Here is a 24060-nt window from a genome sequence, read left to right as displayed (position 1 = left end):
TCAAAGCCGCCTAGTGTAGCGTATTGGATTGCGTTGCGGCAATCATGCGCGGGCGCGGCTTCGAGACTGCGGCGCTTACATAAACCTCGCGCTGGGCCTTTTCGTAGGCTCCACCTCCAGCACCTTCGCCAGCTGGGGCTTGTCGATTCTGATCACGTCGCCAAGATCCTTGCGGTCTATCGTGAACAGGGGCTTGCCGTCTTTGGGACTCAGCGCCACCACGGCATCGACCACCAGATAGGAGGTCGCCGGCTCGCGCCAGTCGCTGCCCACCGATTTGACGATGTGGCCGAGATAAATGCATGGCAAGTAGGCCGACGTCGCATTGGTGGTGACGATGGACGACAGCCGGTTTTCGATCTCGCGCGCTTCGCCCTCGCTCTTCGGGTGGTAGAAGGGTTTTGCCTCGTGGGCGCGCTGATTCGTCCAGGCGCCAACCAGCGTTACCACCCACTTGGGATCGGGCTTGGTGCCGCTCTCGTTGGGCTTGTTCCAGCCGTAGCCTTCCCCTTGGTTCGCACGCAGGGAGACTTCAAAGCCGCGTTGCGCGGCGTCGTAGCGCCCCACCACCAGCCCCCCGGTATCGGGCCGGTGCACCGCATAAAGCACGCTGCCTTGGCTCGCCTTGTACGCACTGTCGAGCTGCGCGGTGCTGGCCTTGAGCAAATCGGCGCGTTTGAACGTGTCTTTTTCCTGGCGATAAGCCGGAAGAAAGTCGTAGGCCAACAATGCATGGTCGCGCGCCGCCTTGGACCAGTACATGCCGCGTATGGCGGCAAGATTGGCCGCATTCAGTTTCTCGTCGCCCTCGTTGACTGCATAGTACGGGATGTACTCTCCAATGGGCCGCAGGTTTTGCCGCGTGACGTTGGCGGCGCCGTCCGCAGCGATGGCGGCACTGGCCGCCAGCAGCGCGATGAATGGAAGAAGGAAGCGGGATGTGGAAAACGGTGGCATTCGGATACCTCACAAGAGTATAGACCGGTGAGATAGTGCATCGGGCGCGGCCGCTGCGGCATCATCAAAAGTGATGATTTTATACAGGCAGGCTTGCCAGCAGCCGGATGAGATCCTGAAGGCGCGGCGCCCGGGTTTTTTTCAGCACCGCGCGCAGCTGCGTGCGCGCGGTGGCGACGCTGATGGCGTACTTGCTTGCGTACTGGTCAACGGTGCAGCCGGCCCCCAGCTCATGTGCCAGCCGCGACTCTGCCGGCGTGAGGCCGAACCAGGCGATGAGCTGGCTGGGGCGCGCGCTTGCCCTACGATCACCGGCGTTGAAGACCAGCACCACCTCGGCGCGCCGCTCCCAAAGCATCAGCGCGCGCTCCGCAGGACGGGCGGGAAAGGCCGTCACGTGCTGCTTCGGCAACGGTGGCTGCGGCGCGAGCAGGGCGCTATGCGGCAAGCCGTCGCCGCGCACTCGGCGCACCAGCGCCATCAGGGCGCCGCCTTCCGCCAAGGCGCCCGATTCCAGCTCGGACTTGGGCACATGCTGTTCCGCGTAGCGGTTCAGGTAGCAAATCCTGCCCTTGCCGTTTACGCCCATCACCCCCTGCTGCAGCGACGACAGCGCCTGCTCGCCGGAATGGATGGCCTGGCTGAGCGACTGGGTATGGATCTGGCTCGCCACGACGGTGCTGAGGTGCCGGCACACTTTGCCGAACATGGCTTCTTCGGCATCGGAAAACGCCTGTCTGCCCCGGCCGTGGTTGAAGCCCACGAAGACGGTCTGTGCCGCGCTGCGGTACAGGCATGAGCCGACGATATAGCGCAGGCCGTGGGGCCGCAGGTAATCCTGGTAGAACGCGCTGCGGCTGGCGAAGCGCTCGTTAAACAGCTTGCTGCACCGGTTGGCCGCGCCGATGGGCTGCGTATCGAAGTAGTTGCGGCGCGGATCGAGGTCGACGAAATTGGCATAGTCGGCTACCGAATCCGCATAGCTGGCTTCAGTGAGGATGTTGGTGACCATTTCGCCGTCCGGCGCCAGGCCGAGCAGATGGCAGACATCCGAATCGAGCATGCGATTGAGCTTCGCCAGCTCGGACGGCAGGGTATCGGGTTGTAATATGGTGTCGTAAAGACTGACGACTGCGCGATCCCATTGCTCAGCTTCTATTAGCATCTTCATCCTGCGGAAAGGCCGTCGTGCCCGCACGCTTGGTCGGGGTGAGAGGATTCGAACCTCCGGCCTCTGCGTCCCGAACGCAGCGCTCTACCAGGCTGAGCCACACCCCGACGGTGCAGGGCTAAATTACAGCAGAAAATGACGGAAATGGCAACGATGCTGAATCGCCATGGCAACACTGCACGTTTTTCGTGCAAGCGTGGTTTTTTGGTACAAGCGCATTGATATTGCATAAGGCAAATACCTTTTTGATAGAATGATACGGCAGTGTGCATGACATGGTTTGAAGTTCTCCCACCCTGAGAAGACGCCCATTGAACTCACTTCTGGACAATACCGGCGGCCGCAACTATCCGGCCGCCCTCGCTCTCGCCGGCGCCCTGATGGCGCTGTTCTGGCCCCACGGCGGCTGGTATGGCATCCTGGGGGCGCTGGCCTTCCTCGCCGCAGGCGCCTACGCCTGGCTGCAGCTCAGCGGCGGCAAGTCCGACCCGCGCGCCGAAGTGCATGACTATCTTGACGGCCGCCAGCAGTTCGCCGAGGAAGTCACGCCGGTCTGGTGCCGCCACATCGAATCCTCGCGCAGCCAGATGGAAGAGGCGGTGTCCGAACTGGCCAGCCGCTTCTCCACCATCGTCGACAAGCTGGACGACACGCTGCGCCTGTCCAGCGCCGCCGCCGACAGCCAGGACGGCGCCTCCCTGAGCCAGGTGTTCACGCACAGCGAACGCCAGCTGGGCGAGGTGGTGGCCACCATGAAATCGGCGCTGGCCTCCAAGCACGCCATGCTGACCCGCATCCGCGAACTGGAACAGTTCACGCGCGAGCTGCGCGACATGGCCGAGGGCGTGGCCAGCATCGCCGCGCAGACCAATCTGCTGGCGCTGAACGCGGCCATCGAGGCGGCGCGCGCCGGCCCGGCCGGACGCGGCTTCGCCGTGGTGGCGCAGGAGGTGCGCAACCTGTCCAACCGCTCGGCCGAAACCGGCCGCAGCATCAGCGACCGCGTGGGCAAGATCAGCAGCGCCATCGTGTCCGCCTGCAAGGCCGCCACCGAATCGAGCGCCGCCGAGGACCAGGCCATGCAATCCTCCGAAGGCACCATCGACGCGGTGCTGCGCGAGTTCCGCAACCTCACCGACGCCATGGCGCAGTCGTCCGAACTGCTCAAGCAGGAGAGCGTCACTATCAAAGGGGAAGTGGGAGAGGCGCTGGTGCAGCTGCAATTCCAGGACCGCGTGAGCCAGGTTCTGGGGCATGTGAGCCACAATATCGGGCTTTTGCCCGGTTTGCTTGACGAGAACCGCCGCCAATTTCAGCATGGCGCTACACTGGAGGCGCCGCACGCCAATGCGCTGCTGGGCGAGCTGGAGAAAACCTATGCAATGGCCGAGGAGCACGCTGTGCACCGGGGCGATCAGAAAGCGATCGCGGCACCGTCCGACGAAGTGACATTTTTCTAGGGAAGCACTATGGCAAAAACCATCATGGTCATCGACGATTCAGCCTCGCTGCGGCAGGTGGTCGGCATTGCGCTGAAAAGCGCGGGTTATGACGTGATCGAAGCGCGCGACGGCATGGATGCGCTGTCCAAGCTGACCGGACAGAAGGTCAACCTGGTGGTGTGCGACGTCAACATGCCCAATATGGATGGGATTACCTTCGTCAAGGAAATCAAGCAGCTACCCAATTACAAGTTCACCCCCGTCATCATGCTGACCACCGAGTCGCAGGAGGCGAAAAAGCGCGAAGGCCAGGCGGCCGGCGCCAAGGCCTGGGTGGTCAAGCCCTTCAAGCCGGAAGTGCTGCTGGGGGCGGTGCAGAAGCTGGTGCTGCCGTGAGCGCGGCCCGCATCGCCATCGACGGCGAACTGAATATCTACCGCGCGGCCGACCTGAAGACCCTGTTGCTGGGCGAGCTGCAGCGCAGCACCAGCCTGGAGGTCGACCTGGCCGGCGTGACCGAAGTCGACAGCGCCGGCCTGCAGGTGCTGATGCTGGCCAAGCAGGCCGCGCGCGCCGACAAGCGCGAGCTGCGCCTCACCGGCCACAGCCCGGCCGTGCTGGACGTGTTTGAACTGCTGGACCTGGGCGCCTGGTTCGGCGACGCCCTGCTGATGGCTCCGCGCAAGGATCACTAAGCGCATCACCGAGCACTCCCCCCCGCACTGCCGTACCCTCTCTGGAGGCAAGACGATGGACTTGGACCTGGCGCTACAAACCTTCATCCTGGAAAGCCGCGAACTGCTGGAGGACATGGAGAACGCGTTGCTCAACGCGGGCCACTCCGGCGAGGGCGGGGGCGACGAGGCGGTGCACGCCATCTTCCGCGCGGCCCACACCATCAAGGGCTCGGCCGGGCTGTTCAGCCTGGACCATATCGTGGAATTCACCCACGTGGTGGAAAGCCTGCTCGACGACGTGCGCGACGGCAAGCTGGCGCTGAGCGACGAACTGATCGTGCTGCTGCTGTCCTGCTGCGACCACCTGTCGGGCATGATCACGGCGCTGGCGGCGGGCCAGACCGAGGCCGACGCCGCCATGCTGGCCGAGGGCAAGCCGCTGATCGTCCAGCTGCGCGCGCAGATGGGCCAGCCAGCCGACGGCGGCCATGGCCAGGCCAGCCATGGCGAAGGCGGCGCGCTGGTGGCGGAAGACCACCCCGGCGTGGAGCGCATGGGCGAGCCGGGCGGCTCCAGCGACGCCTGGCACCTGTCGCTGCGCTTCGGTCCCGACGTGCTGCGCGACGGCATGGACCCGCTGTCCTTTATCCGCTACCTGGGCCAGATCGGCCGCATCGTCGGCATCGTCACGCTGGCCGACGCCATCCCCGCCGCCGAGCAGATGGACCCCGAGACCTGCTACCTGGGCTTTGAAATCGCGCTGGAAACCGAGGCCGACAAGGCCGCCATCGAAGGTGTGTTCGAATTCGTGCAGGACTCCTGCACCTTGCACATCCTGCCGCCGCGCAGCCGGGTCGAGGAGTATGTGCGCCTGATCCGCGAGTTGCCCGAGCAGAAGGCGCTGCTGGGCGACATCCTGGTGCGCTGCGGCTGCATCACCCAGCGCGAACTGGACGCGGCGCTGCAGGTGCAGGCCGCCGCCGGCCATTCGCCGGCCGCCGCGCCGCCGCTGGGCGCCATCCTGGTGGGGCAGGGCACGGCCGAGCCGGCCATGGTGGAGGCCGCGCTGAGCAAGCAGAAGCAGGGCGGCGATCCCAAGCCGGCAGAGAGCCGCTCCATCCGCGTCGATGCGGACAAGCTGGACCTCTTGATCAACCTGGTGGGCGAGCTGATTATCGTGGGCGCCTCCGCCAACCTGATCGCGCGCCAGGTGCGCAACAGCGAGCTGCTCGAATGCACCTCCATGCTGAGCGACCTGGTGGAGCAGGTGCGCGACTCGGCGCTGCAGCTGCGCATGGTGAAAATCGGCGCCACCTTCAACCGCTTCCAGCGCGTGGTGCACGACGTGGCGCGCGAAATCGGCAAGGACATCGGCCTGGCCGTGAGCGGCGAGGACACCGAACTGGACAAGACCGTGGTGGAGAAAATCGGCGACCCGCTGACCCACCTGGTGCGCAACGCCATCGACCACGGCATCGAACCGGCCGAGCTGCGCGCCGAGCGCGGCAAGCCGCTGCGCGGCACCGTGCGCCTGAACGCCTTCCACGACTCGGGCAGCATCGTCATCGAAGTGAGCGACGACGGCGGCGGCCTGGACCGCGAGCGCATCCTGGCCAAGGCCATCGAGCGCGGGCTGATCGAGCCGGACCGCAAGCTGAGCGACCAGGAAATCTACGGCCTGATCTTCGAGCCGGGCTTTTCCACGGCGGCCGCCATCACCAATCTGTCCGGGCGCGGCGTGGGCATGGACGTGGTCAAGCGCAACATCACCGCGCTGCGCGGCACCGTCATGGTGGACAGCGCGCCGGGCCTGGGCACCACGGTCACCGTGCGCCTGCCGCTGACGCTGGCCATTATCGACGGCTTCCTGGTCGGCCTGGGCACGGCCACCTTCGTGGTGCCGCTGGACATGATCGATGAATGCATCGAGTTCGCCGCCGAGCCCGGCCACGACTACACCAATCTGCGCGGCCAGGTGCTGCCCTTCATCCGGCTGCGTTCGCTGTTCGGCGTCAGCACGCCGCCGCCGCGGCGCGAAAGCATCGTGGTCGTGAAGCACCAGGGCCAGCGCATCGGCCTGGTGGTGGACGCGCTGCACGGCGAATTCCAGACCGTCATCAAGCCGCTGGGGCGCATGTTCAGCCAGCTGCGCTGCATCAGCGGCTCGACCATCCTGGGCAGCGGCGAGGTGGCCCTGATCCTGGACGTGCCGGCCATCGTCGGGCGCGGCAGCGGCGGCGGTTCGGCCGACACCCCGCAGCTGGCCGCCTGAACACAACAACAAGGAGACCATCATGACAGCTATGGTGCAAGCAGGCCGGGGCACGCCGCCGGCCGCAGTACAGGAGTCGGCCCAGTTCCTGACCTTTATGCTGGGCGGCGAAGTGTTCGCCATCGGCATCCTGGCCATCAAGGAAATCATCGAGTACGAGGGCCTGACCACGGTGCCGCTGATGCCCGAGTGCGTGCGCGGCGTGATCAATCTGCGCGGCGCGGTGGTGCCGGTGATGGACCTGGCGGCGCGTTTCGGCCGCCCCGCCACGCAGATCGGCAAGCGCACCGCCATCGTCATTGTCGAGATCGACGCGGACGGCGAGCAGCAGGTGGTGGGCGTGATGGTGGACGCGGTCAACGCGGTGATCGACATTCCGCCGGCCGACATCGAAAAGGCGCCGCAGTTCGGCGCCCGCATCCGTGCCGAATTCATCGCCGGCATGGGCAAGGTCAACGGCAAGTTCGTGATCCTGCTCAACACCGACCAGGTGCTGTCCGTGTCCGAACTGGAAGCGATGGCGCAGGTTGCCGCCGTGCCCGCCTAAGGAGGCTCTATGCTCAATAACATGACGGTGCGTGCCAAGCTGATCACCCTGGTGGGCGTGAGCCTGCTGGCCCTGCTGATCGTGATGGCGATCGGTATACGCGGCATGCAGCACGACCGCGTGATGCTGGACGACGTGGGCCGCAACAAGCTGCCCTCCGTGCTCAGCCTGCAAACCATCAACCAGGGCATGACGGCGCTGCGCTCGGCCAGCCGGGCCATCGACGCGGTGGCGGCCTATCCCGACGAGTTTGTCGAGGTGGACCGGCTGCTCAAGCGCAAGCAGGAGTTCAACGCGCGCGTGGACAAGGCCTGGAAAATCTACGACGCGCTGCCGCAGGAAACCGAGGAGGCGGTGTTGTGGAAGCAGTTCGTCAAGGAATGGGACGCGTGGAAGGCGGCCGATACGCGCTACGACCAGATGGCGGCCGAGGTGGGCCGCGCCGGCAGCGCCGAGAAACGCAAGGACGCGTTCGCCGCCATGCACACCGAGCTGACCGCGCAGCGCCAGCTGTTTAACGCGGCCGAAGCCTCGCTGGGCAAGGTGGTCGAGCTCAACGAGAAATACGGCACCGCCGCCGTGGCCAACGCTGAAGAGTCCTCCAACCGCGCGCTCACCTTGATGTACGCCGCCGCCGCGCTGGCGCTGCTGCTGCTGATAGGCATAGGCTGGATGATACTGAGCGGTGTGCTGCGCCAGCTGGGCGGGGAGCCGGCGTATGCGGCGGGCATTGTGCATGAAGTGGCGCAGGGCAATTTCGCGGTCGACGTGCAGCTGCGGCCGGGCGACACCAGCAGCCTGTTGTATTCGATGAAGCAGATGGTGGACAAGCTGCTGCAGCAGATCGGCGGCGAGCCGGCTTACGCGGCGCGCATCGTCAACGAAGTGGCGCGCGGCGACCTGATGGTGCAGGTCGACCTGCGGCCCGGCGACAAGGCCAGCCTGCTGTTCGCCATGAAAACCATGATAGACAAGCTGTCCTCGGTGCTGACCGAGGTGAGCAGCGGCGCCCAGGCGCTGGCCAGCGCTTCCGAGGAAATCTCCGCCACCGCGCAGTCGCTGTCGCAGGCGGCCAGCGAGCAGGCCGCTGGCGTGGAGGAAACCAGCGCCTCGGTCGAGCAGATGACCGCTTCGATTGCGCAGAACACCGAGAACGCCAAGGTGACCGACAGCATGGCCGGCCAGGCCTCGGCCCAGGCCGCCGAGGGCGGCTCGGCCGTGAAATCCACGGTGGAAGCGATGACGCAGATCGCCAAGAAAATCAGCATCATCGACGACATTGCCTACCAGACCAATCTGCTGGCGCTGAACGCGGCCATCGAGGCGGCGCGGGCGGGCGAGCACGGCAAGGGCTTCGCCGTGGTGGCGGCCGAGGTGCGCAAGCTGGCCGAGCGCTCGCAGGTGGCGGCGCAGGAGATCAGCGAAGTGGCCGGCAGCAGCGTGGAGCTGGCGCAAAAAGCCGGCAAGCTGCTCGACGAGATGGTGCCGAGCATCAAGAAAACCTCCGACCTGGTGCAGGAGATCACGGCCGCGTCCGAAGAGCAATCGAGCGGCGTGGCGCAGATCAACTCCGCGATAGGCCAGCTCAGCCAGACCACCCAGCAGAACGCCTCCAGTTCCGAAGAGCTGGCCGCCACCGCCGAGGAGATGAGCGGCCAGGCCGAGCAGCTGCAGCAGGCGGTGGCCTTCTTCCGGGTGGAAGGCAGCGACCGGCGTCCGCCGCCGCGCCGCGCCGCCACCGCGCCGGTGCGCGGCCGGAGCGCGCCCAGCACGCGCACCCTGGTGGTCGAGACCGAGCCGGACGACAGCAATTTCGTGCGCTTCTGAGCCGGGGGCGGGACGGGTGCTTGCGCAGCCGTCCCGTATCGCCTAGCATGGCCGCCTCAACGAACCACAGGAGGCGGCCATGGCCATCACCATCTACCACAACAACGCCTGCAGCAATTCGCGCGGCGCGCTGGCGCTGATACGCGAGAGCGGCGTCGAGCCCGAGATTATTGACTACCTGAACGCGCCGCCCACGCGCGCGCGCCTGCAAGAGCTGATTGCGCAAGCCGGGCTGACGGTGCGCGGCGCCATGCGCGACAAGGGCGAGCTGTACGACCAGCTCGGCCTGGCCGACCCCAGCCTGGGCGACGCCGCCCTGCTGGACGCCATGATGGCGCATCCCAGCCTCATCAACCGCCCCTTCGTCGTCACCGCCAAAGGCGTGCGCCTGTGCCGCCCGCCCGCGCTGGTCCACGAAATCCTGTAGCCATTCCGTAGCCAAAAACCAAAAAGGGGTCAGGGTTAGTTTTCCCACGCGAGAAAACTAACCCTGCCCCCTTTTTGGTTGACGGCAAGCTGCTTAGTGGGTGCGGTCGACGGCGAAGCGGGCCAGTTGCAGCAGGGCGTCTTTGTAGACGCTGGCGGGCAGGCCGGAGACGGCGTCGGCGGCGCGCTCGGCGGCCACTTCGGCGGCGCGGCGGGTGTAGTCCAGCGCGCCGCTGCCGGTGATGGCGGCAAGGATGGTGTCGAAGTGCTGCTCGTCGCCATTCTCGATGCAGGAGCGCACCAGCTGGCGCTGCTCTTCGGTGCCGTGGCTCATCAGCCAGATCAGCGGCAGCGTCGGCTTGCCTTCGCGCAGGTCGTCGCCCACGTTCTTGCCGATCTCGGCGGCGTCGCCGGCGTAGTCGAGCACGTCGTCGATCAGCTGGAAGGCAGTGCCCAGCGAGCGGCCGTATTCGCCGGCGGCGGCGATCTGCTCGTCATTGGCGCCGGAGATCAGCGCACCCAGCTCGGCCGCCGCTTCGAACAGCTTGGCGGTCTTGGAGCGGATCACCTGCAGGTAGCGCTCCTCGCTCACGTCCGGGTCGTGCATGTTGAGCAGTTGCAATACTTCGCCTTCGGCGATCACATTGGTGGCGTCCGACAGGATCTGCATCACGCGCATGCTGTTCAGCGAGACCATCATCTGGAAGGCGCGCGAGTACAGGAAGTCGCCCACCAGCACCGAGGCGGCGTTGCCGAACAGGGCGTTGGCGGTGGCGCGCCCGCGGCGCAGCGACGATTCGTCCACCACGTCGTCGTGCAGCAGGGTGGCGGTGTGGATGAATTCGACCACGGCGGCCAGCTCGTGGTGGGCCGCGCCTTGATAAGAGTAGGCGTTGGCCACCAGCAGCACGAGCACGGGACGGATGCGCTTGCCGCCGGCGCTGATGATATATTCCGCGATCTGGTTAACCAGCGGCACTTCGGAGTGCAGGCGCTGGCGGATCACCACATTCACCGCGTCCATATCGGCGGCGATGGTCTGGGTGATGGTGTTGGAGTTGGCGTGTTGGGTAGCGGCAGACAAGGCAAACCTGCAAGGGTGAGTGAAGTGCCGCGATTATACGTCATGCCCCGGCTGTGGTGGCGATTGCCATAGGGGATGTCGGCTTGGCAAGTCCGCCGCCCCGGCCCGGCGGCAATATTGCCGACATACCATGCTCGCCAAGAATTTGGAATACTCTTTGACGCAAATTTTCAGTTTGTGTATAATCGCAGGTTCTCCCCGTTCCACACTGTTGTTCTGCGGTACGCAGCGGAGGATTCTTTTAACATTTGATGAGGTTTCAAATCATGTACGCGGTCATAAAAACCGGTGGCAAACAGTATAAAGTTGTCGCTGGCGAAAAACTCAAAGTAGAACAGATACCTGCTGACATTGGTTCCGAACTCACCATCGATCAAGTACTCGCGGTTGGCGAGGGCGAAGCCATCAAGTTTGGCACGCCCCTGGTCGCAGGTGCTACGGTTCAGGTGAAAGTAGTTTCCCAAGGTCGTCACGACAAGGTCAAGATCTTCAAAATGCGTCGTCGTAAGCATTACCAGAAGCATCAGGGCCATCGCCAGAACTACACCGAAATCCAGATCGTTTCGATCAACGGCTAATCGTCGTCTTTAACTACAGCTAATTTAGGAGCTAATAAATGGCACACAAAAAAGGCGGCGGCACAACCCGCAACGGCCGCGACTCGGAATCAAAACGCCTGGGCGTTAAAGTGTACGGCGGTCAATCGATCAATGCTGGCGGCATCATCATTCGTCAACGCGGCACCCCAGTGCGCGCTGGCGAAGGCGTAGGCACCGGCAAGGACCACACCCTGTTCGCCCTGGTGGACGGCAAGGTGAAGTTCGTTGTCAAAGGCCCGGACTCGCACCAGTTCGTGACCGTAGTAGCCGCTTAATACAGCGCTACCACGCAAAGTAAGGCGCAAGCCTTCAATCGAAAGGCTCTGCCAACGGTAGAGCCTTTTTAGTTTTATGGCGGCACATTATGAAGTTTATCGACGAAGCACGAATTGAAGTGATCGCCGGCAGCGGCGGCAACGGCTGCGCCTCTTTCTGCCGTGAGAAGTTCCGCCCCTTCGGCGGCCCTGACGGCGGCGACGGCGGCAAAGGCGGCTCCATCTGGGCCATCGCCGACCGCAACGTCAACACCCTGGTCGACTACCGCTATTCGAAAATGCACCGCGCCAAGGACGGCGAATCGGGCCGCGGCTCGGATTGCTACGGCAAGGGCGCGGACGATATCTACCTGCGCATGCCGGTGGGCACCCTGATCATCGACGAAGTCAACGGCGACATCATCGCCGACATGACCGAGCACGGCCAGACTGAATTGCTGGCGCTGGGCGGCGAGGGCGGCTGGGGCAATATCCACTTCAAAACGTCGACGAACCGTGCGCCGCGCCAGAAGACCGAAGGCAAGGAAGGGATGCGCCGCGAGCTGCGCCTGGAATTGAAAGTGCTGGCCGACGTCGGCCTGCTGGGCATGCCGAACGCCGGCAAGTCCACCTTCATCACGGCCGTGTCCAACGCCAAGCCGAAGATCGCCGATTACCCGTTCACGACGCTGCACCCGAACCTGGGCGTGGTGCGCGTGTCGCATGAAAAATCCTTCGTCATCGCCGACATTCCCGGCCTGATCGAAGGCGCCGCCGAAGGCGCCGGCCTGGGCCACCAGTTCCTGCGCCACCTGCAGCGTACCGGCCTGCTGTTGCACATTGTGGACCTGGCCCCGTTCGAGGACGCCGCCGATCCGGTCAAGGAAGCCAAGGCCCTGGTCAAGGAACTGAAGAAGTACGACGAGGCGCTGGTGGACAAGCCGCGCTGGCTGGTGCTCAACAAGCTGGACGTGATACCGGAAGCCGAACGCGCCAAGCGCGTGAAGGATTTCGTGAAGAAGTTCGGTTTCAAGGGACCGGTGTTCGAGATCTCCGCCCTGAGCCACGAAGGCACGCAGGAACTGGTCAACGCCATCTATATGCACCTGGAGCAAGTGAAGCACAGCGAACAGCGTGCCGAAGAAACCCAGATGACGGAAGAGGCGCGCGGCATTTCCTCGATCGATCCGGATGATCCCCGTTTCAAAATCCTGGACTAAAATCCGGGACTGAGTTGCTACTGAGATTCAGTAACTCGCAATAACTCTGCAACAACGGCATAATCAGCTATTCGCTGATTTGCATTCCCATCAACAGTGCCGGCCCGCCATCATGGGCCGGCGCTGTCTGCGGCAAGGCAGGGCAACCCGCCCTTCGAAAATCAAGCAAGGCACGACTTGGCAGCGCAGCGCGCGCCGGGACTATCGAGTTGATTGAGTGAGAACCGCCGCATCATGAATTCCGTCATACAGAAATCCACCCGCATCATCATCAAGGTCGGCTCCTCGCTGGTCACCAACGACGGGCGCGGCCTGGACCACGCCGCCATCGCGCGCTGGGCCGCCCAGATCGCCGCCTTGCGCGCGCTGGGCAAGGAAGTGGTGCTGGTCAGCTCGGGCGCCATCGCCGAGGGCATGCTGCGCCTGGGCTTCGAGGCCCGCCCCACCGACATCCACGAACTGCAGGCCTGCGCCGCCGTGGGCCAGATGGGCCTGGCGCAGATCTACGAGACCAGCTTCCGCGCCCACCAGCTGGGCACGGCGCAAGTGCTGCTGACCCACGCCGACCTGGCGGACCGCGAACGCTACCTGAACGCGCGCTCCACGCTGACCACCTTGCTGCGCCTGGGCATAGTCCCCATCATCAACGAGAACGACACCGTGGTCACCGACGAGATCAAGTTCGGCGACAACGACACCCTGGGCGCCCTGGTAGCCAACCTGATCGAGGCCGACGCGCTGATCATCCTGACCGACCAGCGCGGCCTGTTCAGCGCGGACCCGCGCAAGGATCCGTCGGCCTACCTGATCGCGCAGGGCCGCGCCGGCGACCTGGCGCTGGAGGCGATGGCGGGCGGCGCCGGCTCCAGCCTTGGGCGCGGCGGCATGCTGACCAAGATCCTGGCGGCCAAGCGCGCCGCCAAGTCCGGCGCGCATACGGTGATCGCGTTCGGGCGCGAGGAAAATGTGCTGACGCGGCTGGCCGGCGGCGAAGCCATCGGCACCGAGCTGTCGGCGCAGACCGGGCACCTGACGGCGCGCAAGCAGTGGATGGCCGACCATCTGCACACGGCCGGCCAGGTGGTGCTGGACGCGGGCGCGGTGCAGAAGCTGAGCAAGGAAGGCAAGTCGCTGCTGCCTATCGGCGTGATCGACGTGAAGGGCGAGTTCGGACGCGGCGCGGTGATTACCTGCGTGGCGGAAGACGGCAGCGCCGTCGCGCGCGGACTGTCGAACTACAGCAGCGCGGAGGCGCGCAAGATCAAGCGCAAGCCGTCGGCCGAGATCGAGTCCGTGCTCGGCTACCTCGAAGGCCACGAGCTGATACACCGGGACAATATGGTCCTGCTGTAATGGCGGGTTAGGCGCGTGCGCCGTAACCCGCCATTAGACGCCGGCCGGAATCGGGGTCTTGCCCTTGAACTCGCACAGGTCGGCGATGATGCAGTTCCAGCACTGCGGCTTGCGCGCCATGCAGGTGTAGCGGCCGTGCAGTATCAGCCAGTGGTGGGCGTCCAGCAGGAACTCTTTCGGCACGAACTTCATCAGCTTTTCCTCGACGATGTCCACGTTCTTGCCCGGCGCGATGCCGGTGCGGTTGGACACGCGGAAGATATGCGTATCCACCGCCATGGCGATCTCGCCGAAGGCCGTGTTGAGCACCACGTTGGCGGTCTTGCGGCCCACGCCGGGCAGCTCCACCAGCTCCTCGCGCGTGCGCGGCACTTCGCCGCCGTGCTTGTCCACCAGTATCTGGCAGGTGGCCAGCACGTTCTTGGCCTTGGTCTTGTACAGGCCTATGGTCTTGATGTAGTCGGTCAGTTCGTCCAGCCCCAGGTCCAGCATGGCTTGCGGCGTGTTCGCCACCGGATACAAGCGCCGCGTGGCCTTGTTCACGCCCACGTCGGTCGCTTGCGCCGACAGCAGCACGGCGATCAGCAGCTCGAACGGCGTCGTATATTCCAGCTCGGTTTTCGGGGAGGGATTGGCCGCGCGCAGGCGGCTGAAGATTTCGTGGCGCTTAGTGGCATTCATTGATTGCGTTCATTCGCTGCGTTCATTCCGTTTTCTCGTTCTTTGCCGCTTCGGCCTTCAGGCGCGCGCGCTCCATCGCCGCGGCGATAATGGCGCGCTTGCGTTCCTTCTCCGCTTCGCCGGCCGCCGTGCCCGGATCCAGCGCTTCCACCGCCTTCATTTTCTCCGCCGCCTTGGCCGCCAGCCGGGCGTCGTTCTCTTCGCTTTCGCGGCGCAAGCGCATGGCGCGGAAGTCGTGCCGCTCGCGCGCCGCGTCGGCGTCGGCCTGCGGCCAGGCTTGCCAGCCCGTGCTCTCCGTGACCGGGAACATGACGATGCAGTCCACCGGGCAGGGGTTCACGCACAGGTCGCAGCCGGTGCACAGCTCCGGCACGATGGTGTGCATCTGCTTGGCCGCGCCCACGATGGCGTCCACCGGGCAGGCCTGGATGCACAGCGTGCAGCCTATGCACAGCGCCTCGTCGATATAGGCCACCGCGCGCGGCCGCTCCAGGCCGTTGACCGGGTTGAGCGGGATGACGGGATAGCCGGTGACGGCCGACAGGCGCGCGATGCCTTCGGCGCCGCCCGGGGGGCACTGGTTGATGCCCGCATTGCCGGCGGCGATCGCTTCGGCGTAGGGGCGGCAGCCGTTGTAGCCGCACTTGGTGCACTGCGTTTGCGGCAGCGCGTCTTCAATGCGGTCGGCGAGGGAGGGAGGCGCGGCGTCTGGCACGGCTAAGTCGGTGGTGATGAATATGGCATTATCCGATATCTGCGGGCGGCAGGCTGGAAAAACCTTCCAGCGTGCGGGGAATCTTGTGGATTTGGAATAACAATTTGCTAGCGGTAACATTTTGTGGGAGCATAGCCGGATGGAAAATAGGGCAAGCATGCGGAGCGAACGATGACGACCGGGCTGCGACTGCGGCTGAGCAGCGGCTTGCTGTCGGCCGCCGTGCTGGCGTCCTCGCTGGCTTTCTGCCTGCCTTCCTCGGCGGCTCCGCCGGCGCCGCTGCGCTTCGCCGCAGAGGACTGGGCGCCCTTCGTCACCAATTCCCTGCCCGGCCAGGGCTTGTCCGCCTCCTTTGTGGACGCCGTGCTGGCGCGCGCCGGCTACACGGCGCGGATCGATTATTTTCCGTGGAAGCGCACCGTGGAAATCGGCTTGCACCATCCGGGCTACGCCGGTTTCCTGGCCGTGTGGCGCACGCCCGAGCGCGAGAAGCTGTGCCATTTTTCCAGCTCCATCGGCAGCACCAGGAATGTTCTGGCTTACCTGAAGGACGCGCCGGTGCAGGCCGCATCGCTGGCGGACTTGCAGGGCATGCGCATCGGCACCGTGGCGGGCTATTCGAACGGCGAGCAGTTCGACGGCATGGCGCGGGCCGGAAAGCTGCGGGCGGAGGAGGGCGTGAACGACGAGACCAATCTGCGCAAGCTGCTGACCGGACGCTACCCCGCCATCGTGATCGAGAAGCGGGTGCTGCGCCATTTGCTGGCCAGGGGGCCGTTCAGCCGGACCGAGCGCGAGCGTATCGTGTTTTCCGAGCAGCTGTTCAAGGAGCGGTCGGTGCATGTGTGCTTCAAGCGCAATGAGGAAGGGCTGAAACTGCAGAGGGCGTTCAATGAAGCGGCCAGGGAGTTTGACCTGGGGAACGTCGAGCGCGAGTACTGGCGCCGCATGGGCGACGAGGTGGCGCTGCTGCCGATGCAGTGATGGGCGGCTGCTCGGCGGCTTACGCAGCTGCGCTGCTAACCCGCCCTACGGCGTCCCTTGGGATTCGGTAAAAAAATCCCCGGCGGACCGGGGATTTGCTCTTATCCGTGTTTGCGGATGAATTCGCTGATCTTGGGGCAGACTATCTCGCGCCAGCGGCGGCCGGAGAAGATGCCGTAGTGGCCTGCGCCCGGCGTGACGAAGTCCTGCTGCATGTCGGCCGGAATGTTGGAGCACAGCTCGTGCGCGGCCTGGGTCTGGCCGGCGCCGGAGATGTCGTCCAGCTCGCCTTCCACGGTGAACAGCGCCACATTCGTGATGTCCTGCGGACGCACCAGCTGGCCGCCCACTTTCCATGTACCTTGCGGCAGCGAGAAGTCCTGGAACACGGTCTTGATGGTGTCCAGGTAGTACTCGGCCGGCATGTCCAGCACGGCGTTGTACTCGTCGTAGAACTTGCGGTGGCTCTCCGCCGGCTCGTCGTCGCCCGTGACCAGGTGCATATAGAACTCGCGGTGGCTTTGCGCGTGGCGGCCCGGATTCATGGCGATGAAGCCGGCGTGCTGCAGGAAGCCCGGATAGACCTTGCGGCCGAAGCCCGGGTAGTTAGGCGGCACCGAGTAGATCACGGTGTTTTCAAACCACGAGAACTTCTTTTCGGTGGCCAGGTTGTTCACGGCCGTCGGCGATTTGCGCGGGTCGATCGGGCCGCCCATCATCGTCATGGTCTTTGGCAGTTTCGGGTCCTTGGCGGTGGCCATCAGCGAGATGGCGGCCAGTACCGGCACGGTGGGCTGGCAGACCGAAATCACATGCAGGTCCGGGCCCAGGTGGCGGATAAAGTCCTGGACATAGAAAATATAGTCGTCCAGGTGGAACGGTCCGGCCGACAGCGGCACCATGCGGGCGTCGGTCCAGTCGGTGATGTAGACGTCCTGCTCCTGCAGCAGCGCGGACACGGTGTCGCGCAGCAGCGTGGAGTGGTGGCCGGACAGCGGCGCCACCAGCAGCACGGTGGGCTGCTTGAGCGCGCGGATTTCCTTGTCGCTCAGGTCTTTCTTGAAATGGATCAGGCGGCAGAAAGGCTTGTTGACCACGACGTGCTCGACGATGCGGGTCTCTTTGCCGTTGACGGTAACGCTATCAATGCCGAACGGCGGTTTTTCGTATTCTTTGCCCAAACGGTACATCAGCTCGTAACCTGCTGCGATCCTCTGCGAAAATGGCGTATGCGCCAGAGGAGAGACTGGGTTGCTGAACAGTTTGGAAGACGCGTCCGCCCATTGCATCAGCGGCGTAAGGAATGTGCGTTGCATTTCGTGCAGTTGGTAAAGCATAAATATTCCTGGGTAATAATCGGGGACTTGGGCGCCCCGGTGGGTGGAATCATGAACCCATTATAGGATATTTGACCATGACGTAAAGCACTTTGCGATGACCATAGGCAAGGCACGCCGGCACCACCATAGTGGCACTGGGTATAAAGATAATACGGGAGAAAAAGTAAAAAAAGCAGCGTTTCCGCTGCTTTTCTGTAGGATGTGTCCGAGATGTGGTGCTGGGGGGACGCGGCGCGCGCCCCGATTTCACCAGATGAATCAGCGCTTCAGCAGATGCAACTTGTCCTGGACGTCTTTGAATTGTTCCGCTTCCGGCAGGGCCGCCTTGGTCTTGGTGATGGAAGGCCAGTGCGTCAGTTCGGCGTTGATCTTGATGAATTTCACCTGGTCGGCCGGCACGTCTTCCTCGGCGAAAATCGCGTTTACCGGGCATTCCGCCACGCAGACCGCGCAGTCGATGCACTCGTCCGGATCGATAATCAGGAAGTTCGGGCCTTCGCGGAAGCAATCTACCGGGCAAACATCGACGCAGTCGGTGTAACGGCAGCTGATGCAAGATTCGGTAACTACGTGGGTCATGACAGTCCTATCTATGTTGGTCGCACGGCAAAGCACTGTATTTTAAGGTAATTTGCGCGCCGCCACAATTCGCCGCCGGTTTTTTGCTTAGATACTATGCGCATAAGCAAATGCGGATGGGGCGGCGAATGTGGCGCGCAGGCGGGGGCTTTTCAAGCGCCGTTGCGCGCGGCGTAGCCCTGGCACCAGCGCGCCAGCTCGGCGCGCTCCTGGTCCAGCGCGTCCTCCAGCTCGAAGTACTGGGCGTTGTTCATGGTGCCGCAGCAGGCGCGCCTGTCCTGCGGCGCGCCCGGCAGGTCTTCCACGGCGGGCGCCAGTTCGGCCATTTCGCCGTTGGCCTGCTGCGCGCCGGCGGCTTCGGCTGCGGGCGGATGCGCGGGCGCGATCACGACTTCGCGCACGGTGAAGCGCTCGCGGATAAAGCCGGCGTACTCGGCCGGCTTGCCGTCCTCGGCCACGATGCGCAGCATCTGGTTCACCACGTGGGCGTAGGTGGCCTTGTGGTCGGGCGCGGCCATCAGCGCGCGCAGCACCAGGCCGCACAGGTATTCGCCCACCCGGTGCAGCAGGGCGGCGTCGTCCTCCAGGCCGGGGTGGCGTTCGTGCGCGAACATGTCGGCCAGGATGTCGTAGATGGCGCCGGTGAACACCTGCGAAATGGCGTGCACCTCGTTGCCGGCGTCGGACAGCTTGAGGTCGTTGTCCGCGTTGCGCAGGCCGTTGGGGCGGCCCAGCGCCAGGCCGAACTGTTCGGCCATGTCGGCCAGGAAGGTCTTGTCGTGCAGGTCGGCCTTGGTCTGGGCGATGACGGCCTCGGTCTGGTCGAGCTGGGACAGCGTCAGGAAGATGGCGGTCAGGTCGCCGAAGGATTCGTGCAGGCCGCCGGTCTGCGGCGGGTTGTTGCTCAGCAGCCAGCGCGGCTTCAGGCCGTCCAGCACGGCGTGCCCGGTTTCGTGCGCCACGATGTCGAAGGAGCGGCAGGTGTACATGCGCTCGCTCGCGCCGCTGGGCACGAAGTCGCCGAATTTCAGGGCGCGCTCGTCGCGGCTGTAGTAGGCGTTCATCACGTCCGGCAGGCCGTGCGGGAAGACCTGCAGCGGATTGGTGTTGCTGGCGCTGTTCCACTGCCAGGGCAGCGGCGCGGCGTCGCCGCCGGTGGCCAGCGCGCGCTGGTACATGGTCAGCGTCTGGCGCACCACGGCGAAGGTGTGCACGGCGTCGAACTGGTCGGTGTTGGGCTGCATGATGAAGTCGCCGAAGGTGTTCGGGCTGACCGGGGAGATGCCCGGCGCGCCGCTGGCGATGCGGGCGTCGCGCGGGCCTTCCAGGATCACGCCGGGCAGGAAGGTCTTGCGCGTGCCCATCTCCGTCACCGAGGGGTCCTGCTTCCAGATCAGCACGCGCGAACCGGCCGGGAAGGGCGCCGCCGCCAGGCCGTTGGTGCTGCGGCCCGGGCGCCCCGGCTGCAAGGTGGCCTGGGCGGCTTTGCGGTGCACGCGGTACGGTGCGGACGGTGTCGGCACGTAGCCTACCGGCAGGCGGTTGGGCTGGGTCAGCACTGTTTCTATCACGTCGGATTCCATAATCGTCTCCAGTTCGAAAGGCCGGCGGCCGGATGCGCGCCGAATAGAGAGTGTGGCCCGGCGCGGGCAGCGCCCATTTGCGTTTGCGCAAACGGCGCTGACGTACAATGCCGCTAGCACAGGCATACAGGAGACAGCGTGGCACCCGGCACTATCGACATCATTGGCGCGGCCTTGTTCGCAATCGCCATTGCGCATACCTTTTCCACCAAGCTGTTCGAGCGGCTGGCGCACGCGCGTCCGGCGCACGCCGGACTGTGGCATTTGCTGGGCGAGGTGGAGGTGGTGTTCGGCTTCTGGGCGCTGGTGCTGGTGCTGTGCATGTTCGCGCTGCAGGGCAGGGACGGCGCCATTGCCTATCTGGACGGGCGCAACTTCACCGAGCCGCTGTTCGTGTTCGTCATCATGGTGATCGCCGCCACCCGTCCCATCTTGCAGACCACGGCCGCCGCCGTGGGCCTGCTGGCGCGCGCGCTGCCGCTGCCGGGCAGCATGGGGCCGTACATCGTGATCCTGGCGGTGGTGCCGCTGCTGGGCTCCTTCATCACCGAGCCGGCCGCCATGACGCTGGGCGCGCTGATACTGGCGCGCCGCATTTTCGCCGCCGGCATTTCGCCGCGCCTGCAATACGCCACGCTGGGCGTGCTGTTCGTCAACGTGTCGATAGGCGGCACGCTCACGCCCTTCGCCGCGCCGCCGGTGCTGATGGTGGCGGCCAAGTGGCACTGGGACACGGCCTTTATGCTCAGCCACATCGGCTGGAAAGCGGCCGCCGCCGTGTTGTTCAACGCGGTGGCCGCCGCCCTGCTGTTTGCGCGCGAGCTGCGCCGGCTGGACGACCCCAGCGACGGCATCGGGCCGGGCGAAGTGAAGGAGGAGGCGGTGCCCGCCGCGCTGGTGCTGGTGCACCTGCTGTTCCTGGCCGGCGTGGTAGTGTTTTCCCACCACAGCGCGGTGTTCATGGGCCTGTTCCTGTTCTTCCTCGGCGTGGCGCACGCCTACGAGCGGCACCAGGACAGGCTGATGCTGCGCGAAGGCCTGATGGTGGCCTTCTTCCTGGCCGGGCTGGTGGTGCTGGGCGGGCGGCAGCAGTGGTGGCTGCAGGAGGCGCTGATGAGCATGAGCAGCAGCGCGGTCTACTACGGCGCCACCGCGCTGACGGCCGTTACCGACAATGCCGCGCTGACCTATCTGGGCTCACTGGTGGAGGGCCTGAGCGACGACTTCAAGTACGCGCTGGTGACCGGCGCCGTCACCGGCGGCGGCCTGACGGTGATCGCCAACGCGCCCAATCCGGCCGGCATGGCGCTGCTCAAGCGCTACTTCGGCGACGGCTGCGTCAGTCCGCTGGGCCTGCTGCTCGGCGCGCTGCCGCCGACGGTCGTGGCCATCCTCGCGTTCCGCCTGCTGTAAAATGGCGCCCGCCCCAGATCAAGGAGAGAATATTCGTGGCAGATATCAATATCGTTCAGGAACACACCCTGACGCCCAAAAAAGCCCGCGACGCGGCACAAAAGGTCGCTGAGAAGCTGGCCGAGGAGTTCGACCTGGCATACGAGTGGGAAGGCGACGTGCTGCGCTTCGAGCGCAGCGGCGTGAACGGCACGCTCACGCTGACCAAGCACAAGGCGGAGATGTCCATCAAGCTGGGCTTTTTGTTCGGCGCCTTTGCGCCCGTCATCCAGAGCAAGGCAAGCGAGAAGATGGCCAAGATTTTCGGCGCGGCCTGATGCGCCGCCAGTTGTGAAAAAGCCCGCTGCTGCGGGCTTTTGTTTTATGCGGCCTTCAGTTCTTCGATCAGGTCGATGTACTGCTGCTTGGCCTCGTCCTGGGAGGTGCCTTTCAGGTTGGCCCAGGCGTCGTATTTGGCGCGGCCCACCATGTCGGTGAAGCCTGGACGCGAGCCTTCCACGTCGCCGGCCGAGCCTTGCTTGAACAGCGCGTAGATCTTCAGCAGGGTCATATTGTCCGGACGCTCCGGAAGGTTTTTGGAATCGGCCATCGCCTGATCGAATTGTTCTTGCAGACTCATAAACTCTCCTAGAGTAATATCACTAAAGTAACTTTGCGCACGTCCGTGCAGAAGCCACATAATACAAAAATTATGCTGTGCTGGCGCGTCCGGCTGGAAACTATAGAGGAGAAACTCAAATATGCTGTCACAAGCCTTGTCGGCGCTTGGCCGCAGAAAAATGTCCACCGTGGATACGGCCTGGCTGCGCATGGACTCGGAAGGCAACCAGATGATGATAGTCGGCGTGGCCATGATGGCCGAGGCTATCGGCGTGGACGGGCTGAAAGAGGCGCTGCAGTCGCGCTTCCTGGCCTACCGCCGCTTCCGCAGCCGCGTGGTGACGGACCTGGCCGGCTCCTGGTGGGAGGAGGACGAGGTGGACCTGGACGACCACGTGGTGCACACCCGCCTGGACGACCAGGGCGGCGCCTGCAACAAGGCGGCGCTGCAGCGCATGGTGGGCCTGCTGTCGCAGCAGCCGCTGGACCCGGCGCGGCCGCTGTGGCAGATGCACCTGGTGGACAACTGCATCGGCGAGGACGGCAAGGTGCGCCAGGCGCTGATTGTGCGCATCCACCACTGCATCGCCGACGGCATAGCGCTGGTTGGCGTGTTCATGTCCATGTTCGGGCAGCACCCGGACGAGCAGCCCGCCAAGCCGGCCGCGGCCGCCGTGGCCGAGGCCGAAGCCAATCCCTGGGAGCAGATACTCAACCCCATCACCGCCGCCGGCGTGAAGACCATAGACCTGTCCTCGTCGGTGCTGCTCAAATCCATGAGCATGTGGGCCGACCTGGACAAGGTGGCCGGGCGCGTGGCCGCCGTCGGCCAGACCGCCGCCCAGCTCACCACGGACGCGGTCAAGCTCACCACCATGGCCGACGATAGCGCCACCCGCCTGAAGGGCAAGCCGAACGGCAAGAAGCATGTATCCTGGAGCGAGCCGCTGCCGCTGGACGAGATCAAGGCGGTCAGCAAGGCCTATGGCTGTTCGGTGAACGACGTGCTGATGGCCAGCGTGGCCGGCGCCATCCGCGCCTATCTGAAGGACTGTGGCGACGAGGTGGCGGACGATTGCGAAGTGCGCGTGATGGTGCCGGTCAACCTGCGCAAGGCCAGCCGCCAGCAGCGCCTGGGCAACGCTTTCGGCCTGGTGCCGCTGGTGCTGCCGGTGGGTGTGGCCGATCCGGTGGCGCGGCTGATGGAGGTGCGGCGCCGCATGACGGAGCTCAAGGGCAGCTACACGGCGCTGGTGGCCATGTCGGTGCTGGGCGTGCTGGGCGCCTCGCCCAAGCAGGTGCAGAACGAAATCCAGAACTTCTTCGCGCGCAAGGCCACCGCCGTGATGAGCAATGTGCCGGGGCCGCAAACGCCGCTCTACCTGGCCGGCAGCCGCCTGGACCAGATCATGTTCTGGGTGCCGCAGTCGGGCGATATCGGTGTGGGGGTCTCGATTTTGTCCTACAACGGCGGGGTGCAGTTCGGCATTGTGACCGACGACGCGCTGGTGAAAGACCCGGACAACATCATCCGCCGCTTTGCGCCCGAGTTTGAAAAGCTGGTGTTGCTGGCGCTGATGGATGGTTGTGCTTGAGTTGGCGGGTTACGGCGCTTGGCGCCTAACCCGCCCTACGGCCTCGCGGCAGCGGCGGGCAAAAAAATGGCCGGGCTAAGCCCGGCCGGGAACCCAATCACCGAAATGATTATTTCTTCTTGGCTGGGTTCACTGCCGCTTTCAGGGTCGCGCCAGCGGAGAATTTCGGAGTTTTGGACGCGGCGATCTTGATCGCTTCGCCGGTTGCAGGGTTGCGGCCTTTGCGTGCTGCACGCTTGGCGACGGAGAAGGTGCCGAAGCCGGTGATGCCGACCGTGTCGCCCTTTTTCAGACGCTCGGTAACGATGGCAATCAGAGTGTTCACTGCGTCGTTGGCCGCTGCGCCCGACATTTCGGTACGCTTAGCAAATTCTGCAATCAGTTCGCCTTTTTTCATTACTACCTCCTTGGTTAATAGAGCGCGCAGATTAGCACATAATTATTGCCTGGAGTAAGAATCTGCTGACAGAATTTTCCAAAGTAAGCCATACGGGCGTTGGCCTGCGTCGATTTTGCGTCACGCCCGCTACCCCTGCCGCGCCTGTGGGGGTATGATCGGAACTAGCGAGGAACCGTATCATGAGCTTTTCGGACGACATCCTGATGGCATACGCCGACGGTGAACTGGACCAGGCAACCCGGCGTGCCGTGGAGGCGGCTGCGCTGCGCGACGCCGTGCTGGCGCAGCGCCTGGCCCGCTTCCAGGCGGCCCGGCAGCGCCTGGCCGCGCCGCGCCGGGGC

The 24060-nt window shown here is 64.7% G+C and carries 26 protein-coding genes and 1 tRNA gene; 16 read left to right on the top strand and 11 right to left on the bottom strand.

All coding sequences use genetic code 11. From position 1 onward, the window contains the following. Nucleotides 1–75 precede the first annotated feature (75 nt). The 3 genes from GTP77_RS12605 to GTP77_RS12595 all read right to left on the bottom strand — a co-directional run bounded on the left by GTP77_RS12605 (nt 76) and on the right by GTP77_RS12595 (nt 2235). Entirely contained in the window at nt 76–957 is an 882-nt protein-coding gene (locus GTP77_RS12605) for a hypothetical protein (RefSeq protein WP_161072509.1), read from the bottom strand. Between the two features lie 79 nt (nt 958–1036). Next, nucleotides 1037–2122: a helix-turn-helix transcriptional regulator gene (locus tag GTP77_RS12600; protein WP_161072508.1), complete on the bottom strand. Its 1086-nt coding sequence runs from the start codon at nt 2120–2122 to the stop codon at nt 1037–1039. Nucleotides 2123–2158: 36 nt separating this feature from the next. Then, nucleotides 2159–2235, bottom strand: a tRNA-Pro gene (locus tag GTP77_RS12595). A gap of 204 nt (nt 2236–2439) precedes the next feature. On the opposite strand from GTP77_RS12595, the gene GTP77_RS12590 reads away from it, so the two are divergent. The 7 genes from GTP77_RS12590 to arsC all read left to right on the top strand — a co-directional run bounded on the left by GTP77_RS12590 (nt 2440) and on the right by arsC (nt 9320). Continuing rightward, nucleotides 2440–3588 carry a methyl-accepting chemotaxis protein gene (locus GTP77_RS12590; RefSeq protein ID WP_229202172.1) on the top strand — a complete coding sequence of 383 codons (1149 nt, stop codon included), beginning with the start codon at nt 2440–2442 and terminating at the stop codon, nt 3586–3588. A 9-nt stretch (nt 3589–3597) separates the two neighbouring features. After that, nucleotides 3598–3966, top strand: coding sequence for a response regulator (locus GTP77_RS12585; protein ID WP_107876323.1), 369 nt, complete (start codon nt 3598–3600; stop codon nt 3964–3966). Further along, on the top strand, nt 3963–4265 hold the full coding sequence (locus GTP77_RS12580) for an STAS domain-containing protein (protein WP_161072507.1): 303 nt from the start codon (nt 3963–3965) through the stop codon (nt 4263–4265). Before GTP77_RS12585 ends, GTP77_RS12580 begins: the two co-directional genes overlap by 4 nt. Before the next feature lie 55 nt (nt 4266–4320). Continuing rightward, nucleotides 4321–6519 carry a chemotaxis protein CheA gene (locus GTP77_RS12575; protein ID WP_161072506.1) on the top strand — a complete coding sequence of 733 codons (2199 nt, stop codon included), beginning with the start codon at nt 4321–4323 and terminating at the stop codon, nt 6517–6519. 22 nt (nt 6520–6541) lie between these two features. Beyond that, nucleotides 6542–7066: a chemotaxis protein CheW gene (locus GTP77_RS12570; RefSeq protein ID WP_161072505.1), complete on the top strand. Its 525-nt coding sequence runs from the start codon at nt 6542–6544 to the stop codon at nt 7064–7066. 9 nt (nt 7067–7075) lie between these two features. Beyond that, nucleotides 7076–8893, top strand: coding sequence for a HAMP domain-containing methyl-accepting chemotaxis protein (locus tag GTP77_RS12565; protein WP_161072504.1), 1818 nt, complete (start codon nt 7076–7078; stop codon nt 8891–8893). Between the two features lie 79 nt (nt 8894–8972). Then, complete coding sequence (gene arsC, locus GTP77_RS12560) at nt 8973–9320, top strand: arsenate reductase (glutaredoxin) (RefSeq protein WP_161072503.1); 348 nt, start codon at nt 8973–8975, stop codon at nt 9318–9320. Nucleotides 9321–9413: 93 nt separating this feature from the next. Here arsC and ispB read toward each other — a convergent pair whose 3' ends face one another. Beyond that, a complete protein-coding gene (gene ispB / locus GTP77_RS12555) occupies nt 9414–10403 on the bottom strand; it encodes an octaprenyl diphosphate synthase (RefSeq protein ID WP_161072502.1) in 990 nt (329 codons plus the stop codon). A 266-nt stretch (nt 10404–10669) separates the two neighbouring features. Between ispB and rplU the strand changes: the two genes are divergently transcribed. From rplU to proB, 4 genes are all read left to right on the top strand, one after another. Further along, nucleotides 10670–10981: a 50S ribosomal protein L21 gene (gene rplU / locus GTP77_RS12550; protein ID WP_057153473.1), complete on the top strand. Its 312-nt coding sequence runs from the start codon at nt 10670–10672 to the stop codon at nt 10979–10981. Between the two features lie 38 nt (nt 10982–11019). Next, nucleotides 11020–11277, top strand: coding sequence for a 50S ribosomal protein L27 (gene rpmA / locus GTP77_RS12545; RefSeq protein ID WP_161072501.1), 258 nt, complete (start codon nt 11020–11022; stop codon nt 11275–11277). A gap of 89 nt (nt 11278–11366) precedes the next feature. Beyond that, nucleotides 11367–12476 (top strand): GTPase ObgE, encoded by a 1110-nt coding sequence (obgE, locus tag GTP77_RS12540; protein WP_161072500.1) that lies wholly within the window; start codon nt 11367–11369, stop codon nt 12474–12476. A 234-nt stretch (nt 12477–12710) separates the two neighbouring features. After that, nucleotides 12711–13829, top strand: a complete 1119-nt coding sequence (proB, locus tag GTP77_RS12535; RefSeq protein WP_161072499.1) for a glutamate 5-kinase — start codon at nt 12711–12713, stop codon at nt 13827–13829. A 33-nt stretch (nt 13830–13862) separates the two neighbouring features. On the opposite strand, the gene nth is transcribed toward proB, so the two are convergent. Both nth and rsxB read right to left on the bottom strand, forming a co-directional pair. After that, nucleotides 13863–14510: an endonuclease III gene (gene nth, locus GTP77_RS12530; protein ID WP_161072498.1), complete on the bottom strand. Its 648-nt coding sequence runs from the start codon at nt 14508–14510 to the stop codon at nt 13863–13865. A gap of 22 nt (nt 14511–14532) precedes the next feature. Further along, nucleotides 14533–15225 (bottom strand): electron transport complex subunit RsxB, encoded by a 693-nt coding sequence (gene rsxB, locus GTP77_RS12525; RefSeq protein WP_228895207.1) that lies wholly within the window; start codon nt 15223–15225, stop codon nt 14533–14535. A gap of 171 nt (nt 15226–15396) precedes the next feature. Here rsxB and GTP77_RS12520 point away from each other — a divergent pair, with 171 nt between their 5' ends. Next, nucleotides 15397–16209 carry a substrate-binding periplasmic protein gene (locus GTP77_RS12520; RefSeq protein ID WP_161072496.1) on the top strand — a complete coding sequence of 271 codons (813 nt, stop codon included), beginning with the start codon at nt 15397–15399 and terminating at the stop codon, nt 16207–16209. Nucleotides 16210–16310: 101 nt separating this feature from the next. Here the strand turns inward: GTP77_RS12520 and GTP77_RS12515 are convergent, their stop codons facing one another. From GTP77_RS12515 to GTP77_RS12505, 3 genes are all read right to left on the bottom strand, one after another. Beyond that, entirely contained in the window at nt 16311–17546 is a 1236-nt protein-coding gene (locus GTP77_RS12515) for a polyhydroxyalkanoate depolymerase (RefSeq protein WP_161072495.1), read from the bottom strand. 261 nt (nt 17547–17807) lie between these two features. Next, nucleotides 17808–18128: a ferredoxin FdxA gene (fdxA, locus tag GTP77_RS12510; protein ID WP_161072494.1), complete on the bottom strand. Its 321-nt coding sequence runs from the start codon at nt 18126–18128 to the stop codon at nt 17808–17810. Nucleotides 18129–18280: 152 nt separating this feature from the next. Next, nucleotides 18281–19711 carry a gluzincin family metallopeptidase gene (locus tag GTP77_RS12505; protein WP_161072493.1) on the bottom strand — a complete coding sequence of 477 codons (1431 nt, stop codon included), beginning with the start codon at nt 19709–19711 and terminating at the stop codon, nt 18281–18283. A 138-nt stretch (nt 19712–19849) separates the two neighbouring features. Between GTP77_RS12505 and GTP77_RS12500 the strand changes: the two genes are divergently transcribed. Then, a complete protein-coding gene (locus GTP77_RS12500; RefSeq protein ID WP_161072492.1) occupies nt 19850–21124 on the top strand; it encodes a putative Na+/H+ antiporter in 1275 nt (424 codons plus the stop codon). A gap of 35 nt (nt 21125–21159) precedes the next feature. Next, nucleotides 21160–21441: a polyhydroxyalkanoic acid system family protein gene (locus tag GTP77_RS30620; protein ID WP_161072491.1), complete on the top strand. Its 282-nt coding sequence runs from the start codon at nt 21160–21162 to the stop codon at nt 21439–21441. Between the two features lie 44 nt (nt 21442–21485). On the opposite strand, the gene GTP77_RS12490 is transcribed toward GTP77_RS30620, so the two are convergent. Beyond that, the gene (locus GTP77_RS12490) at nt 21486–21743 is read right to left on the bottom strand and encodes an acyl-CoA-binding protein (RefSeq protein ID WP_161072490.1); all 258 of its coding nucleotides are present in this window, start codon (nt 21741–21743) and stop codon (nt 21486–21488) included. Nucleotides 21744–21903: 160 nt separating this feature from the next. On the opposite strand from GTP77_RS12490, the gene GTP77_RS12485 reads away from it, so the two are divergent. Then, complete coding sequence (locus GTP77_RS12485) at nt 21904–23319, top strand: wax ester/triacylglycerol synthase family O-acyltransferase (protein ID WP_161072489.1); 1416 nt, start codon at nt 21904–21906, stop codon at nt 23317–23319. Nucleotides 23320–23428: 109 nt separating this feature from the next. Here GTP77_RS12485 and GTP77_RS12480 read toward each other — a convergent pair whose 3' ends face one another. Continuing rightward, entirely contained in the window at nt 23429–23716 is a 288-nt protein-coding gene (locus GTP77_RS12480) for an HU family DNA-binding protein (RefSeq protein WP_132136728.1), read from the bottom strand. Nucleotides 23717–23898: 182 nt separating this feature from the next. Between GTP77_RS12480 and GTP77_RS31230 the strand changes: the two genes are divergently transcribed. Beyond that, a partial coding sequence (locus tag GTP77_RS31230) for a zf-HC2 domain-containing protein (RefSeq protein ID WP_371869356.1) occupies nt 23899–24060 on the top strand: 162 nt, incomplete at its 3' end.

This window comes from Pseudoduganella aquatica (assembly GCF_009857595.1).
Classification (GTDB): Bacteria; Pseudomonadota; Gammaproteobacteria; order Burkholderiales; family Burkholderiaceae_D; genus Rugamonas; species Rugamonas aquatica_A.
Note: the sequence above shows the minus strand (reverse complement) of the source record. Positions and strands in the feature narration are given on the sequence as shown.